The organism is Nonomuraea polychroma (genome assembly GCF_004011505.1).
GTDB lineage: Bacteria > Actinomycetota > Actinomycetes > Streptosporangiales > Streptosporangiaceae > Nonomuraea > Nonomuraea polychroma.
Window position 1 is genome coordinate 9187101 of sequence record NZ_SAUN01000001.1, and the last position, 16864, is coordinate 9203964.

Consider the following 16864-nt stretch of genomic DNA (forward strand, 5'->3'; position numbering starts at 1 on the left):
GGTGACCAGATGCCCAAGACGCGGAAGCGCAAGCGGGACGATGACGATGACGATTTGGATTTCGGCCTCCTCACGGACAGGACCACCCCAGAGGAACTGGAGCAGCCCCGCAAGAAGATGCGCGTCTACCGGGCCAAGCAGAAAGCCGATGCGGCGGACCGGTCGCGGCGGGACGCCGAGGCCTTGCGCGCCAGACTCGCGGCCATTCCGGTGCCGGTGCCGCCGGGCGGCGGGCGCGGCGACGGCAACTTCTACCTCGCCTTCGTCAAGGTCGGACAGGGCGACTGCACAGTGATGACCACGCCGGGGGGCAAGGTTGTCCTCATCGACTGCGGCACCCTCGCCGCCGACCGCGAGAGCGACGAGGCGTACGTCAAGAGGGTCAAGGGGATACTCACCGACCGCATGTTCCTCGGCAACACCACCAAGCTCGACATCCTCATCCTGACCCACCCCGACAGGGACCACTTCAACCAGCTCAAGCGGGTCGTGCCGAACAACGTGGAAGCGCACACGGTGTACCACAGCCTGAAGTTCGACAAATACCATCGCGCCCAGGCTTGGGTCAGGCGCACTGTTATCCGCGAGTCGCTGATCAAGCGGGTGGATCTGGGTCCCGACAAGTCGGGCAAGCACAAGGCGCTGCTGGCCGGGGTAGCGATCCCGAAGGCCGACGCGACGAACAAGATCGAACGGCTCGACACCGATGGCGGGCTCACCGTTGTCGCGGAGAACGACTGCACGGTGACCCTGGTGGCGGCGGGCGTCGATAACGATTTCGCGGAAACAGAAGGAGAGATCGCCAACGAGCTGCAAACGAACGCGGCGTCCATCGTCACCCTCGTGGAGGTGCACGGCAAGAAGATCCTGCTGTGCGGCGACGCGACGTTCGACACCGAGGACTACATGATCGGCAGCGGCATGAAAAACCGCATAAGCGGGGTGGACTACATCAACGCGCCCCACCACGGCAGCGTGGAAACCTCTTCGAGCCAGTCGTTCGTCGACCACGTCCGCCCCAGGGAGAGGGTCGTCGTGAGCGCTGCCTTCTTCGGAAACTCCCGGCACCACCTGCCGAGCCGGACGATCGTCCAGCGGTGGGTGGATCGCTTCGCCCGGAACGGCCGCACGGCGGACACAACGCCTCACGAGGTGTCGGTCTGGGACCTCACCGTGACGCGTTCCTTTCCCACCCCTCTCGAGATCGCGCAGCCGGTGTACTCGACCGGCTCGCATGACACGCAGTACGTCGTCATCCGCAAGCCGGCTGCGGGCGGTGGTGCCTCATGACACTCACCCCCGCACAACTCCAGGACGCGGTATGGCTCGACGGCAATCGACTGAACCTGGCCCTGGACACCCTCGGCTCGCCTGACCTGACCGGGCGGCTCGGCGCCTTCCTGCCCACCGGCCGGCTCGTGCTGCGCGACGTGACCGCGCGCACGCTGACCGCCCAAGGCGTCACGGTGACCGGCACCGGCGAGGACGGCCCTTTCAAAGGACTCGCCGTCACGGCGGAGTTCACCGCGGGCGCGGCAGGCGTCACCGCGCAGGTGACCGCGACCGGGACCGGACCCTGGTCGTTCGTCACCGCGTTCCCGCGGCTCGCCGGCACTCTGTGGGAGGAGGCCAGATTCTCCCGCCCGGAGCTGCGCTTCGACGGCGGCGCGCCGGAGCCGACGCTCACCTTCTCCGGAACCCTGGACGTCACGACCCGGATGGCCGCGCTGGACCTGTTGTTCCACGGGGTGGAGCACCGGCTCACCGGCGACGTCACGCTCCTGCGGCAGCCCGCCGAGGTCAAGGTACCGATGACCACCGTGCCGTCCATTCTGCTGGACGGGCCGGACGCCCCCGAGCTGCGCATCGGGGCGCTGCGGCTGACCGAGCGGTGCTACGGCCTGCTCGCGCTCACCACCTTCAGGCAGGCCACCGCCGACTTCGACGTCACCGGCCGGCTGATCATGTCCGCCACCGTCCCGTTCACGGCCGGTGGGGTCACCAAGGAGATGTATCTGTACGCCGAACTGGCCGATTGGTCCGGCGGCGTGGTGCTGCGCGGGCGGTTCGGCAGGAGCGGCGCGGTCAGCCTGTCCGACGTCCTCACCCTCACCGGTCTGCCCGAGGGCACGCTGAAGGTGCCCTTCTTCGACATCACCAAGGCGGTCGTGCTCACGGACATCTCCGCGTCCGTCACCCCGGACCGGGGCATCGGCCACTTCGCCCTGAAGGTGGAGACCGCGGAGGCGTGGCACATCAGCGACCGGTTCAAGGTCCAGGCGATCGACGTCGTGTTCCGCGTGGAGAACCCGGCCGATTCCGCCACGCGGAGGCTGAGCGGCGTGGTGAGTGGGCTGGTCGCCTTCGGCGAGCACGGCACCCTGGAGCTCGCCGCCGACTTCGGCGAGCGCGGGGTGAGCGCGACGCTGCGCGACGACGACGGTCCGCTCAAGATCGGTGAGGTCTACCACGACCTCACGGGCCAGGACGCCACCGACTTCCCCGACCTGCGGGTCACACGGTTCGAGCTGTTCGGCGCCCTGCCCCACGAGCAGCGGCCGTTCACCTTCTCGGCCGCGCTCGACCTGGAAGGAACGTGGGACGTCCTGCCGAAGGTGACGCTCACCGGCGTGGGCTTCGCGGTGAACCACGGCTCGGCCACGTCCTTCACCGCCTCGGCGACGCTCGTCGTCGCCAAGGTGCCGGTGTCGGTGAGCGCGGGCTACGCCTCGGGCACCAAGGGCTGGCATTTCACCGGCGACACCGCGCCCGACGCGCGCATCACCCTGGGCCGGTTCATCGACGACCTCGCGCGTGACTACGCAGGCCTCACCGCGCCCGCCCCCATCAAGGAGCTGACGGTCCAGAACCTGGGCGTCGACGTCTCCACCGGCGAGGGGAGGCTCTTCCTCCAGGGCAAGACCCTGATGAAGATCGACGGTAAGGACATCGCCCTGGCGGTCGCGATCGACACGAAGGCGGTGAGCGTCCGCGGGCAGCTCACGGTCGCCGTCGAGAAAGACGAGAACCTGTCCTTCGCCGTGTACTTCGCCAGGAAGGCAGAGACGACGAGGTTCGCCGCCGTCTGCAGTCACCAGGGCACTGCGCCCACGCCGTCGGTGAAGGCGCTGGTCGGCGCGCTGTCGCCGTCGGCCGCGGCGTACATCGACGACAGCATCAAGGTCGGCCTCAAACAGGCGCTGTTCACCGCGGACCGCGGGACGTACCTGTTCGGGATCGACCTGACCGCGACCATCGACCTGGCCGGGCTCCCCGTGGTCGGGCCGAGGCTCACCGACGGGAAGCGGATCGTGGGCTTCGACCCGCTCCGGATCATCGCCGCGTCCGCGCCGATCACCAAGGATCAGGTCGATCACGTCAACGACATGCTCCCCGACGGGGCCGCCAAGCTACCGGCGCAGGATCTTTCCGCGGGCTTCACGCTGGGCGGGACACTCAAGCTGGGCCCGCTGGAGGCGCCGGTGACGCTGCCCACCACGCCCGGCGAGCAGGCGCAGCCCACCGTCAAGGAGACGCAGACCGGCGACAACGTGATCTGGCGCAAGGTGCAGGCTGACTACGGTCCGGTGCACGTGGAGCGGATCGGGGTGTCCTACCTGCGCAAGGCGGGCGAGCCCGCGCGGCTCGCCGTACTGGTCGATGCGGCGGTCAAGGCCGGTGGGCTGACGCTGTCGTGCACCGGGCTGTCCGCCGGGCTGACGCTGGCGGAGTCGGGGGCCAAGCCCACCTTCGCCCTGCAAGGGCTGGGGCTGTCCTACACCGGCGGGCCGGCGCGGATCAGCGGGGCCTTCCTCGCGGGGAAGGTCCTTTACAAGAACGTCGAGCGCGACGCTTACAGCGGCAAGGTCGTCATCGGCGCCGGCACGTTCACGATCAGCGCCGTCGGCTCCTACATTCAGCTGGAGGAGGGCCCGTCGCTGTTCGTGCACGCTTACCTCGACTACCCGATCGGCGGCCCTCCGTTCTTCTTCGTCTGCGGACTGGCCGCCGCCTTCGGCTACAACCGCCGGCTGATCGCGCCGCCGGTCGAGAGGGTCGCGGAGTTCCCCCTGGTGGCCGAGGCCACGGGGACCAAGCCGCCGGGCGGGCTCACCGAGGAGTTGCGGAAGCTGGAGGGGCACATCCGGGTATCGCCAGGCGACCACTTCCTGGCCTTCGGGGTCCGCTTCACCTCCTTCCAGATGATCGACACGTTCGTGCTCGTCACCGCGGGGTTCGGGCACAAGTTCGAGGTGAACGTGCTCGGTGTCGCCACGATGGTGCTGCCCGCCAGGAACCGGAAGATCCCGGCGGGCAAGAAGCCGACTCCTATCGCCGAGCTCCAGCTGATGTTGAAGGCGACCTTCGTCCCGGCCGACGGCTATTTCGAGCTGCGCGCGCTGCTCGCCCCCAACTCCTACCTGCTGAACCCCGCGTGCCGGCTGACCGGCGGGTTCGCCTTCGTCACGTGGTTCGGCAAGCAGAACCACGGGGACTTCGTCCTCACGGCGGGCGGCTACCACCCCCGGTTCAACAAACCGTCGCACTACCCGGCGGTGCCCCGCCTCGGGTTCAACTGGCGGCAGTCGCCGCAGCTCACCCTGAAGGGCTCGGCGTACTTCGCGTTGACGCCCGGCGCGCTCATGGCGGGCGGCAGCCTCGACATCATCTGGGACGACGGCGCGCTGCGCGCGTGGTTCAGCGCCTCGCTCGACTTCCTGATGGCTTGGCAGCCCTACCACTACGAGGCGGCGCTCCACGTGAGCGTCGGTGCGACCTATACGATCTCGAAGTTCGGCTTCAGCTACCCCATAAAAATCGACGTCGGCACGGACGTACGGATCTGGGGCCCGGAGTTCAGCGGCGAGGCGAGGATCAAGGTCAGCTTCGTGTCGATCGACATCGGCTTCGGCCCGACAAAGCACGCCAGGCCCAGCCCGCTGGACTGGGACGCGTTCCGCGCCACGCAGCTTCCCGACAAGGACGTCGTGACGATCGCGCTGCGCGGCGGGGCGCCGAACTCCGGATCGGGCACCGACCTCGGCGTGGTCAACCCCTTGACGCTGTGCCTGGTCACGGACGCGGCGATGCCCAGCAGCACCGGCCGCGCCGGTGCCACGACGCTGGCGGGCACCGGCGCGGCGTTCGGGGTGGCACCGATGGACCGGCGTGACGTCGTCTCGACCCACGAGATCACCATCCTGCGGGACGGCGTCGCCGCCGAGACGCACTTCCGGTACAAGCCGGTCGGCAAGGACCTGCCCGCCGCGCTGTGGGGAGACGAGCTCACACCGTCGCTGAAGAAACCCGCACTGGTCAAGAACGTGCTCACCGGGTACGAGATCACGCCACTCCCACCGGAGGAGCCGGCCACCTCCGCCGGCCTGCCGCTGACCGCGCTGACATCCGGTGCGGCGACCACCAAGCAGGGAGCCTTCTCCTGGCGGACGCAGCGGCCGTTCCAGGCTGCGACCCAGCCGGACATCGATCTGAGCGGCACCCAGGAGATCCGGGCCGCCATCGCCGGTAAGGTGCTACGCGGCGCCGACCTCGACCTGAAGGGCTTCACCGGCGAACATTTCCTGGAGACGCCCGAGGTGGCCGCCCGTGTCTGAAAACCTCACCTTCCTCGCGTACCGCAGGCCCAGCCTGGCCCGCGGGGCGTACCGGATCAGCGTCACCCAGACGACCGGGCTGAACGCCGAGCGGTTCACCACCGCGCGCACGTTCACCGTGGCAGGCGAGCGGTTCACACTGGCGCCCGAGGCGGTCGAATCAATGTTCCCGCCCCCGGGCAGCCTCGGCGATCACGCGAACGTGCTCCCGCACATCGTGCTGCGCCGGGCCACGCTGCCCTGGGAACGCGAGGCGGGCGGCCCCACGGGGACCGTACCGCCTTGGCTCGTGCTTCTGCTGTTCTGCGGGGAGGAGAACCCGGAGCCCAAGGTCGTCGCGCTGTCCGCGCTGGCGGGCGGAACTCCGTACATGCCTGCACCCGTGCTGGACCAGCATGAGGCGGCCGGGGACAAGGCGACCGTCATCGACGTGCCGCGCGCGCTGCTCGCCCAGATCATGCCGACGATCGAGGATCTGCCCTACCTCGCCCACGTACGCCGCCGCGCCACGCAGGACGACACCGCGGTGGTGATCGGCTGCCGGCTTCCGGCACGGAAGACCACGTGCACCGCGCATCTGGTCTCGGTCGAGGGACGCTACACCGCGGCCGGGTTCGACCTGGGGCCGGACCGGCCGGGCGCGCTGGTGCGGCTGGTCAGCCTGGCGAGCTGGCGTTTCGCGTGCGTGGACGGCGGGCAGACCTTCACCTCGCTCGCCTCCGGGCTGGCCGGCCGCGCCCAGCCGACGCTGCCCGAATCCGGCGATCCGCGCGCCGACGTGTTCCTCCGGGAGGGACAGGTGCCGGTACGCCACGTCCTGCGACAGGGCGGCCGGACGGTGTCCTGGTACCGCGGGCCGCTGGTCAACGGGCCCGTGCCTGTGGGGACGCCCGCCGCGGTGCGCACGTCCGACGCGCTGCTCCGTTACCACCCGGACGCCGGAATGCTGGAGACCGGCTACGCCGCTGCCTGGCAGCTGGGCCGTCTGATCGCCCTGCACCACCAGAGCACCGCCTCGGCCATGCACGCCTGGAAACGACGGCGCGCCCAGCGCAGCAAGCGTTTCCTGGACGAGGACCATCCGCTCGCCGTGGCGGACATCGAGACCGCCCCGCCGGACGACGTGACCAAGCTCTTCCGGGACCTGACCGAGCTGCGCGGAGTCCCGCTGCGGTATCTCGTCCCCGACGAACGGCTGCTGCCGGTGGAGAGCGTCCGCTTCTTCCAGCTCGATCCACGGTGGATGTCCCTGCTGGTCGACGGGGCCTACAGCATCGGGCGCGTCACCCCGGAGGACGCCGAACAGGACCTGGCGCATTCCCCGCCGGTGCCGATCCCCGCAGCGTCCGGCGCGATCATCCGCTCGGACCTGGTGAGCGGCTACCCGGGGCTCCTCGTCTCCGCGTACGACGGGGCCGGAACAAAGCTGGACCCGCTCCGCGTGGAGCGGCTCTCCGGCACCATCATGCTCTGCCTGTTCAAGGACGTGCTCGCCCGCCTGGACCTGCACCTGCCGCCCGAGGCGTTGCACTTCGCCGTCGAGCTCTTTCCGGCCGACAGAGTCGGCAGGACCCTGCGCAACGCGGCGGGAGACACCGGACCCGCACTCAGCCCGCTTCCTCTCGGCCCACGCGCCAAGATCCCCATCAGCGCACTGGCGAACGCGATGGCCACCGCTGTCGGCACTGCCTTAGGCCCCGCCGAGTTCGCCAGGCAGATGATCGAGTCCACCGCCCGCGTCTCCTTCCTCGCCACGGGCACCTCCGAAGCGGTCAGGTGATGTCCCGGCGGAGCGGAACCACGACGGCGATCGCGGTATCTGCCCTGACGGTGTCCCTCAGCCATCAGGGCCAGGAGCTACGAGCCGTCGATGGCCAGTCGCGCCCTGACGGCGCGCTGCCATGTGGAGGCGCGGTGGAGCAGATCATGAGCCGTGACCGCAGTTCGCCTCCTGTCGTATCGTCCTGGGATGGCGAGGACATTGCGGCTGGCGGTCGCGCAAAGCACGGTGCCTGAGGATCCGACCGATCCGAGGACGCTGCGGGCGAGTGGGGCGGAAGTGCGCAGCCTGATGCGGGAGGCCGCCGCGGCCGGTGCGCGACTGGTGCAGTTCCCAGAAGGGGCGATCACATATCCGAGAAGCACGTGATGTCTTCCGGCCCGCCTGGAACGCTGGCAGCGGCGGACTGGAGCCGCGTCCCTTGGGACGTGCTGCGCGAGGAGGCCGAGTCGATCGCGAGCCTGGCCGGAGAGCTTAGCCTCTGGGTGGCCTTCGGCTCGATCCACCCACTGACCTCGCCGAACCGACCGACGGGATCCGGTTCGGGTGCGCTCTGTGCATCGAAGCGGAGTTCCCCGAGGTGTTCGCTGAGTACGAGCGACTGAACGTGCACTGCGTGCTGTTGTCCGTGATGGTCGACGACGCGGCCCGAGCGGTTGTCGCACAGGCATACGGCACGCTGTACGGCTACTGGCTCGGGTACTCCATCCCGGCCCAGTTCAGCGCAACTGTGCCCTCAGGGATCGTCGCACCCGGCGGTCGCTGGCTGGCGCGCTGCCCGAGGAACGGCCGGCCGGCGCTGGCCATGGCCGATCTCGACCTTGACGCGACAGACGAGGATATTGATGTGTCCGTTCGCCTCGCCCGGCCATGGCGTCTCCTGGCACGCGCGGGGCTCTATGACGACCGGATGGTGCTGGGGGATCCTCGGAGCGAGACACGCACGGCGTTCTGATCGGGCGACCGTGGCGCTCGGCGAAAGGCTTCGGCGCAACCGCCGGTCGGCGATGGCATCGGGGTCGCCTTCGCACCTCCGCCGGGGACGATCGGGACGCCCACGTGGGCGACGTAGGCGCCCTCGGCGGCCAGGCCGCCCTGGATGGGGGTCGCGCCGGCGCCCTGCTGCGCTGATGGTGAGCGTTCAGGCGATGTCGGTGTCGTACTCCTCGCGATTGACGAGGACCTCATCCATGTGCGCCTCGGCCCACTCCTTGATGCCGCGCATCACGTGGTTGAGCGAGAGACCGAGGTCGGTCAGCTCGTACGTGACCGTGACCGGCACCGTCGGCCTCACGGTGCGGGTGACCAGCCCATCGCGCTCAAGGGAGCGCAGCGTCTGGGTGAGCATCTTCTGGCTGATCCCGGCCAGCCGGCGGGACAGCTCGGAGTAGCGCATCGACCGCGGCCCACCGCCGCAGTCGTCTCCGGATTGGTGCGGGCCGTCGCTGCCGAGCGCGGCCAGGATCAGCGCGACCCACTTGTCGGAGATCCGGTCGAGCAACTGGCGGCTCGGGCACTTCGCCAGGAACGCGTCGTAGTCCCCCTTCGCTTGTGCCCGCTTCTGGGCCGCCGTCCTCGTCGGCATCGGCCGCTCCTTCCTACCGGGGGGTGAGCTACGCACTTCGAAGTGCGTACTTCCCATTGGAGAGTTACTACCCCATCGTGATGCAGGCAACCATTGGACACAAGCCACGAGGACCGAATCCATGAGCATCTCTACTTTCCGCACGGCCGTCGTCCGCACCCCGAGCGGACCCGACTCGATTGAGATCATCGACGTTCCCGTCGTCGAGCCTGGGCCCGGCGAGGTCCGGGTTGAGATCGCCGCCGCGCCGGTCAACCCTGTCGACCTCGGGGTCGCCCGCGGCCTCTTCCACGCCATGGGGCTGGTCAATCAGCCCGAGCGCACCGGCCTGGGCTGGGACTTCGCCGGGACCGTCGTCGCCGTCGGCCCTGGTGTGGATCTGGCGGCCGGCACTCGGGTCGCCGGTCTGGTGGACGGCTTCGACCGTGACTTCGGCACCTACGCCGAACAGCTCATCGTGCGGGCCGCCGATCTCGCCGTCGTTCCCGACGGCCTGGACCTGGTCGCGGCATCGACGGTACCGCTCAACGGGCTGGCCGCCGCCCAGATCGTCGATCTCCTCGGTGACGCGCCCGCCGAGGGCAACCGGCTGCTGGTCACGGGGGCGGCCGGCGCGGTCGGGGGGTACGTCGTCTCGCTCGCGCAGGACCGCGGCTGGCAGGTGACCGGTCTGGCCAGAGCCGAGGACGAGGAGTTCGTCCGCGGTCTCGGCGCCGAGTTCACCACGCACGCGGAGCCGGGCTGGGACGCGGTCGCCGACGGTGCGGTACTGCAGGAGCGGGGCCTCGCCTTGGTCCGCGACCACGGGGACTTCGTCGGCGTCCAGCCGAGCGCCAAGCCGGCCGCGGAGCGCGGGATCACCGTACAGGTCGTGGTTACGCATCCCGACGGCGCTCGACTGGGCGACCTGCTCGCCCGCGCCGCGTCCGGTGAGCTGCCGACGCGAGTGCACGCGGTCATGCCGCTGGACCAGGTCGCCGAGGCCCACCGGGCAGTGGCCAAGGGCGGGGTGCGCGGTCGCTACGTGCTCAAACCCTGACCAGCTCGCCCAGCCGAGCGCTCACGCCAAGAGCTGGGCCCCATGTCGATCACCTCCCCGACGCCACGCCGACCGGCTGGAGCGTCTATACACGACGAACTGCGGCATGCTACGTCTGTAGATGACGAACGGCGCGGTCCCCTCGAATCGACGTCGGGGTGGATCACGCGGCGTATACCGATCAAGCCGAGCCTGCAGCGGCCTGACCCGGATATCCACTCGAGGTGCTGAGCAAGATGCGACCCGGTCGCCACTGTGGTGGACTGAAGCATGCCCAAGAGCCGCGGCCGCCGCAAGACCACCAGCAGCAGATCGGTCCGTCGTTCGCCCCTCCCGCCGCGCCGATCAGACCTGCTGCTGCGTGATGCCCGGCAACTCACCGGCCTGGCCGACCCGCTGATGGCCGAGACCTGGGCCAGCGGTTGGCTCGGTCAGGCATGGTTGACCGCGGAACTGGGCGAACGCGAGGCTGAGCATCGATTGTGCATGGAGGTGACCGGCCGAGCATGCACCACACCCTCACCACACGGCTTGGCCGCGATCGCAGCGCTGGCGCGGGTCGCACCCCCCACCGACATCACCATGCTGGCCGAGACGATCGACATCCTGGCCGAGACCCAGCCGCTGCCGCCCTGGCACACCGCCATGTCCGCGGACACGGCATGGACCGCGGTCGCGGCATGGCGAGCGGTAGATGTATGGGACAGCGAACAGGTTCTGTTCATCGACTACGACGGCCCACACCCGCACACGCTGATGGCCTAGGTCATCAAGCCCGGCGGGCTGATGATCGACAAGATCGCGATCCTGGAAATCGGCGCCGCCGCGCAGTGGAACCAACTACGCGAGGCCGACGAGGTTCCCATGCCGATCAGCCAGGCTCCGGTGGCCGACGTGCTCGCTGACCTGGCCGGTGCGCTGCGCACCACCGATATCACCTGGCCGCGCAACGACGATGAGAACTTCGTCGACAACCGGGCGCTGGCCTGGTCCCGCTGCCGCGGCCATCTGCCCGACTGGCCCGAACGGGAAAGTCTGCCCGAGTCCGAGCGCCACCACCTGATCCACCAGTTCACCACCACCGCCACCAACCTGGACGACGAGGTGAGCAGGTCATTGGCCGAGCTGTTCCTGGACTATGGCGAGGGCTACATCGTCTCCGGCCCGCTGGCCTGGAGCCCGACCGAGGTCATGCTGCTGCTCACCGACTGGCTGCCCCGCAAAGCCATCCTCGATGCCGCCCAGCGCACAGCCCTCCCCAACGTCCTGCGCAAGTGGTTGGCCTACGCCCTTGATAGGCGCGGCGTCGATCCCCGATGGATCACCCCGGTTGTCGACGCCGTCGACGCCCACCTGCCCGAGTTCCGCCAGGCGTTCGATGACCGCACCTCCTGGGGTCCCGCTAAACAGATCGCCGACGCCCTTACCGACCGCGGCATCGACCTCACTGACCGGCAAGCCGTCGACGATGCCATCCGCGCACTCAACGCCGAACGACTCGCCCACCGCCTGCTCCCATGATCGGGTATAGATCAAGCGCCGAGGGGCGATCTTCAGCGAACGGCGTTCCTGAAAGCGGCCACCGGAGCGCTCTCCCCACGCAGTAGCTTTGGTTCCGCGACAGAAAAGGGGATTCCGTGCCCGGCATGGCCCGTGAACGGCTGGCCGAGTTGCTTGATGCGTCGGCGGAGCCGGCCGCGTCCAGCGTCTATCGGAAGCTTCCCAAGACCGATCTGTCGGTGGTGGTCGATGGGGTCGGTCCGCTGCGGTTCCCCGTCTCCGACGAGCAGGCATCCCAACTACAAGAGCTCGGCCGCCGTGCGCGGTTCGGGCGCGGCGAGCATACGCTGACCGACCCGGAGGTCCGCGACACTTGGGAGATCCCCAAGGAGCTGGTGCGCGTCGAATGGGCGGATGCGTTCGCGGCCGCCCTCGACGAGATGCGCGCGGAACTGGGACTGCCGCCGCACTGCGAGCTCACGCCGGAGCTGCACTCCATGCTCCTGTACGAGACCGGGCAGTTCTTCGTCGCCCACCAGGATTCCGAGAAGGACGACGCGATGGTCGCGACCTTGGTCGTGACGCTGCCGTCCGCGTACACCGGCGGCGAGCTCGTCGTCGAGCATCAGAGCCAGACCAAAAAATACCGAGGGCTGAAGACCGCGGTCTCGCTGGTGGCCTTCTACGCCGACTGCCGGCACCAGGTTCTTCCCGTGAAGACGGGCAACCGCGTCACCCTCACCTACAACCTGCTCCTGACGGGCGACAGCCAGGCTGTGGCGGCCGAGCATCCGCTGGTCACTGATCTCGCGGCCTGCCTTCACACGCACTTCACCACCCCGGTCGTCCTTCCGTACAGCCATCGCAGGGGCGATCCGCCGGCGCGGCTGGCGTACCTCCTCGACCATGAGTACACCGCCCGCGGGCTGAGCTGGTCCCGGTTGAAGGGCTCCGACGCCGCGCGGGGCGCCCTGCTGCGAGCTGCGGCGGAGCAGGCGGGTTGCGAGATCACCCTGGCCCTGGCGGAGATCCAGGAGACCTGGGACGCCTACGATCCCGACGAGGACGAGGATGCGTGGTACGGCGACTATGAGGACGAGGACCCCGACGACTACGAGGACTCGCGCAGCGCGGACGACAAGCAGTACGTCCTTCAGGATCTGAGCCGTGGCGTCGCCGCGGTCGCCGAGGACGGCGACGCGCCGAGACTGACCAAGGAGGTGTCCAAGCGGCCCGGCGTGCGTGACGTGCGGGCGAAGCCCTCGAGTCCGTCGCTCACCTGCCCCGACCTGCTCGTCCTGCCGGGCAGGCGGAACTGGGCGAAGTCGTCCGTGGCGTACGGCGCCACGGACGCGAGCAGGTGATCGGCCATGGCCTCCCAATGCGCGCGGGTCCAGCCGGTGTAGCGGGACAGTCGGTCATCGGGCGTTGGGAGGCGCATTGACATAGACAAAGGAGCTTAGCTTCCTGCGTAGGTGATGTTCGGCCGAGGCGGCTTCGCCATGCCGGCCCCGAGGAAGTAGTCGACGTGGTGGGACTGCATGTACCCCTTGAGGGTCATGGCGTTGCGGTAGGCGGGGTTGTGGGCCAGGGTGTACAGCCTGGTGCTCGACGGCACGTTCGTGGTGAAGATGATCAGCTCGTTGTAGGCCGCGTTGGTGTACACGACCTCCTCGCGCCAGTCGCCGAGAATGTCGCCGACGAAGGCGGGGTTCGGGCCGCTCGCGTTGACCGCGCCGTAGTTCCAGGTCGTGGATCGGGTTAGGGAGCGGTCGAGGAAACGAGCATCGTCCTCGGCGACGCCGGAGTCCTCAGCGAGCATGGAGCGTCTGGCCGACCGGTCCCCGCAGCCCCTTTCTGGAGCCGCTGTGACAGGTCAAAGTGGTGGTGACACGTGAAGGTTCATGGCAGACGAATGTGGTGGCCCTGCCAGCGGGTGCGCAACCACCGGTCGTGGCTGGCGATCACGATCGCGCCGGGCCCATCGGTGCCCAGGGCCTCTTCCAGCTCGTCGGAGAGGCGGGGCGAGAGGTGGTTGGTGGGCTCGTCGAGCAGGAGTACTTCGGGTGGATCGGCCACCAGCAGCGCCAGCGCGAGCCGACGGCGCTGACCGACGGACAGCTCCCTCACTCGCAGGTCCACGTCGCGGGAGCCGATCAGGCCGAGCGAGCGCAACGGCACGGACTCGGCGCGCTCCGGACCGAGCGCCCGCTCGTACGTCTCCCGCACCGTCCGGTCCGGCCGCTCGAACACGGTGTCCTGGGCCAGCAGCGCGACGGTCAGGCCGGGCCGCCGCCGCACCTCGCCCTCCGCGTCCAGCAGCCCGGCCAGCACGGCCAGGAGCGTTGACTTGCCCGCTCCGTTGGGCCCGGTGACCAGCAGCCGCTCCCCGAGCGGCACGTCGAGCCGGTCGATCGAGAGCCGTCCCGGTACCCGCACGTCCCGCAGTGACAGCAAGGCGTCGTCGTGGGGATCGCGGGATTCGGCGGCGTTCGTGGTGGCGTGGGCGTCCTCCGCGGCATCGACGACCAGGGTACGGGGGCTGAAGCGGAGCGGGGGCGGTGGGGCGGGAACCTGCTCGCGTTGAAGCTGGGCGAGCCGGCGGGCGGCATTGCGCACCCGCCGCGCGATCTGGTGCTGCACACGGCCCCCGGCGTGCCCGTACCCCATCTTCTCGTTGTCGCGCTTCGGCCGGTCGTGCGCCACCCGCCGGGCCGTCACGGCGACGGCCGCGCGCAGTTCGCCGAGCTCCGCCTGCTCCTCCGCGTGCCGCCGCTCCCAGCGCTCTCGCTCCGCGCGCTTCTCGGCCAGGTATGCGCCGTACCCGCCCCCATACCGAACGGGCCCGTCCACCGCCGGATCGAGGTCGATCAGGTCGGTGCAGACCGCGTCCAGGAACGCCCGGTCGTGGCTGGCCACGACCACGACGCCGGTCATGCCGCGCAGCTGCTCCTCCACGAACACCGCGGCGTCGTCGTCCAGGTGGTTGGTGGGCTCGTCGAGCAGCAGCGCCGCGGGCCGTCTGATGAGCAGTGCCGACAGGGCCAGCCGCCCGCGCTGCCCTCCCGACAGCGACGCGAGCGCGCGGGAGTGTGGCACACCACCGAGGCCGAGCCGGTCGAGGACGATCCCGGCGCGCCGGTCGGCGTCCCAGGACTCGCGCTCCTGAGCCTGCTCCAGCCGCGCCCCGTACGCGCCGAGCAGAGCGGCGTCGTCCGGAGCGGCGGCGAGCGCGCGGGCGAGCCGATCCAGCTCGGCCAGGTCCGCGCGCGCCTCGCGCAGGGCGTCGTCGAGCACGTCGGCGACTGTGGCCCGGCTGTCGAAGGGCAGCTCCTGGCGCAGGAAGCCGAGGTCGGCGGGGTGTACGACGGTGCCGGAGTCGGGCCGGTCCAGCCCGGCCAGCAGCCGCAGGAGCGTGGTCTTGCCGGCGCCGTTCTCGCCGATCAGGCCGATCCTGTCGCCGGGCGCAGCGGTGAGCGAGACGCCGTCGAGCACGCGCCGCGCGCCCAGCGTCCGTACGAGATCGCGGGCAAGCAGCGCGTCACTCACCGGCGGGGCCCCCGGTTTCCAGGAGGCGACCGTCCGACAGCTCCAGCCACCGTTGTACACCGATCTCAGCGAGGAATCGCTCGTCGTGGCTGACCACCACGAACGCCCCCTGGTACGCGCCGAGCGCACCCTCCAGCTGGGCCACGCTGACCAGGTCGAGGTTGTTGGTCGGCTCGTCGAGCAGCAGGAGCTGAGGCGCGGGCTCGGCGCACAACACGCAGGCCAGGGTGGCGCGCAGCCGTTCGCCGCCGGACAGCACTCCCACCGGCAGGTGTGCACGCGCGCCGCGGAACAGAAAGCGGGCCAGCAGGTTCATCCGCTCCGCCTCCGCCCTGCCGGGGGCGAACGCGGCCAGGTTCTCCGCCACGGTGCGCTCGACGTCGAGCAGGTCGAGCCGCTGCGACAAGTAGGCGACCCGCCCGTCGGCCCGCCTGGTCGTGCCGGCGTCCGGCTCCAGCTCGCCGCTGATCAGGCGCAGCAGGGTGGACTTGCCCGCACCGTTGGGGCCGGTCAGCGCGATGCGCTCGGGGCCGCGTACGGTCAGGTCGACGCCTGGCTCGGCGAACAGGCCGCGGGCCCGCAGGCGTTCGCCGAGGAAGACCGTGCGTCCTGCGGGCACGTTCGTCCCCGGCAGCTCCAGCGTGATCCTCTGATCGTCACGCAGCGCCCGCCCGGCCTCGTCGAGCCGGGCCTGGGCGTCGCTGACACGGGAGGCGTGCATCTGGCCCGCCCGCCCGGCCGACTCCTGGGCACCGCGTTTCATGTTCCCGGCGAAGATGCGCGGCAGCCCGGCGTTCTTGAGGTTGCGGGCGGCGTTGCTCGCCCGGCGCTCGGCCCGCTCACGGGCCTGCTGCATCTCCCGTTTCTCGCGCTTGAGCTCCTGCTCGGCGCTGCGCACGTTCCGTTCGGCAGCCTCCTGCTCGGCGCGTACGGCCTCCTCGTACGCGGTGAAGTCGCCGCCGTAGAAGCGGATCTCGCCCCGGTCGAGCTCGGCGATGCGGTCCATCCGGTCGAGCAGGCCCCGGTCGTGGCTGACCACGAGCAGGCAGTCGGTCCAGTCGCCGAGCACGTCGTAGAGCCTGCGGCGCGCACCGAGGTCCAGGTTGTTCGTCGGCTCGTCCAGCAGCAGCACGTCGGGCCTTTTGAGCAGCTGCGCGGCCAGGCCGAGCGAGATGACCTGGCCACCGCTGAGCGTGCCCAGGCGCCGGTCGAAGCCGATGTCCGCGAGGCCGAGCCGGTCGAGCTGGGCGCGGGTGCGCTCTTCGATGTCCCAGTCGTTGCCGATCGTGGTGAAGTGCTCCTCGCTCGGGTCACCCGACTCGATGGCGTCCAGCGCGGCGATCACCGGGGCGATGCCGAGCACCTCGGCCACGGTCGGCTCGCCAACGAGGGGCAGGTTCTGCGGCAGGTAGCCGAGCAGCCCCTCGACGGCGACGCCGCCGCCCGAGGGCCGCAGCTCGCCGGCGATCAGCTTGAGCAGCGTGCTCTTGCCCGCGCCGTTCGGGGCGACGAGGCCCGTACGGCCGCCGCCCACGGTGAAGGACAGGTCGTTGAAGACGGGGGTGTCGTCAGGCCAGGAGAAGGACAGGCCGGAACAAATGATGAACGCATCGGACATGCGACAGACCTCGGTACGAAACCCGGGCGCGCGAATGGGGCCCGGCAAGGGAACAGGACTGGGGGAACGACGACGAGGGCCACATCGGCGGCGGTCATGCGCGCCTGCCGGGGCCGATCAACCTCCGGTATCACCCGGAGATGTCGTCGTCACCTGCCACGTCTGGTCTCCTAAGTCC

At 69.8% G+C, this 16864-nt stretch carries 12 protein-coding genes and 1 pseudogene; 8 read left to right on the forward strand and 5 right to left on the reverse strand.

All coding sequences use genetic code 11. The features are described from left to right. Positions 1-9 precede the first annotated feature (9 nt). The 4 genes from EDD27_RS42250 (at position 10) to EDD27_RS56000 (ending at position 8350) form a co-directional block, all read left to right on the forward strand. A complete protein-coding gene (locus EDD27_RS42250; protein WP_127937503.1) occupies positions 10-1290 on the forward strand; it encodes a ComEC/Rec2 family competence protein in 1281 nt (426 codons plus the stop codon). Continuing rightward, positions 1287-5615, forward strand: a complete 4329-nt coding sequence (locus tag EDD27_RS42255; RefSeq protein ID WP_127937505.1) for a DUF6603 domain-containing protein — start codon at positions 1287-1289, stop codon at positions 5613-5615. The genes EDD27_RS42250 and EDD27_RS42255 overlap by 4 nt, the downstream gene beginning before the upstream one ends. Beyond that, a complete protein-coding gene (locus EDD27_RS42260; protein WP_127937507.1) occupies positions 5608-7395 on the forward strand; it encodes a hypothetical protein in 1788 nt (595 codons plus the stop codon). Before EDD27_RS42255 ends, EDD27_RS42260 begins: the two co-directional genes overlap by 8 nt. Positions 7396-7975: 580 nt before the next feature. After that, positions 7976-8350, forward strand: a complete 375-nt coding sequence (locus tag EDD27_RS56000; RefSeq protein WP_206641892.1) for a hypothetical protein — start codon at positions 7976-7978, stop codon at positions 8348-8350. A 186-nt stretch (positions 8351-8536) separates the two neighbouring features. On the opposite strand, the gene EDD27_RS42270 is transcribed toward EDD27_RS56000, so the two are convergent. Then, complete coding sequence (locus EDD27_RS42270) at positions 8537-8980, reverse strand: winged helix-turn-helix transcriptional regulator (protein ID WP_127937509.1); 444 nt, start codon at positions 8978-8980, stop codon at positions 8537-8539. 121 nt (positions 8981-9101) lie between these two features. Between EDD27_RS42270 and EDD27_RS42275 the strand changes: the two genes are divergently transcribed. From EDD27_RS42275 to EDD27_RS58450, 4 genes are all read left to right on the forward strand, one after another. Beyond that, positions 9102-10019, forward strand: coding sequence for an NADP-dependent oxidoreductase (locus tag EDD27_RS42275; protein WP_127937511.1), 918 nt, complete (start codon positions 9102-9104; stop codon positions 10017-10019). A 270-nt stretch (positions 10020-10289) separates the two neighbouring features. Further along, entirely contained in the window at positions 10290-10784 is a 495-nt protein-coding gene (locus tag EDD27_RS56005; RefSeq protein WP_206641893.1) for a hypothetical protein, read from the forward strand. Between the two features lie 21 nt (positions 10785-10805). Then, a complete protein-coding gene (locus EDD27_RS56010) occupies positions 10806-11540 on the forward strand; it encodes a hypothetical protein (protein ID WP_206641894.1) in 735 nt (244 codons plus the stop codon). A 476-nt stretch (positions 11541-12016) separates the two neighbouring features. Beyond that, positions 12017-12883, forward strand: a complete 867-nt coding sequence (locus EDD27_RS58450; RefSeq protein WP_338324771.1) for a 2OG-Fe(II) oxygenase — start codon at positions 12017-12019, stop codon at positions 12881-12883. Here EDD27_RS58450 and EDD27_RS58455 read toward each other — a convergent pair. The 4 genes and pseudogenes from EDD27_RS58455 to EDD27_RS42305 form a co-directional block, all read right to left on the reverse strand. Continuing rightward, positions 12826-12966 (reverse strand): annotated as a pseudogene (locus tag EDD27_RS58455) (hypothetical protein); the annotation flags it as partial. The gene EDD27_RS58450 and the pseudogene EDD27_RS58455 overlap by 58 nt on opposite strands. Before the next feature lie 12 nt (positions 12967-12978). Beyond that, positions 12979-13341 (reverse strand): rhamnogalacturonan lyase family protein, encoded by a 363-nt coding sequence (locus EDD27_RS42295; RefSeq protein ID WP_206641895.1) that lies wholly within the window; start codon positions 13339-13341, stop codon positions 12979-12981. Positions 13342-13421: 80 nt separating this feature from the next. Then, positions 13422-15068, reverse strand: coding sequence for an ABC-F family ATP-binding cassette domain-containing protein (locus EDD27_RS42300; protein ID WP_127937513.1), 1647 nt, complete (start codon positions 15066-15068; stop codon positions 13422-13424). Further along, complete coding sequence (locus tag EDD27_RS42305) at positions 15061-16686, reverse strand: ABC-F family ATP-binding cassette domain-containing protein (RefSeq protein ID WP_127937515.1); 1626 nt, start codon at positions 16684-16686, stop codon at positions 15061-15063. The genes EDD27_RS42300 and EDD27_RS42305 overlap by 8 nt, the downstream gene beginning before the upstream one ends. Positions 16687-16864: the final 178 nt, after the last annotated feature.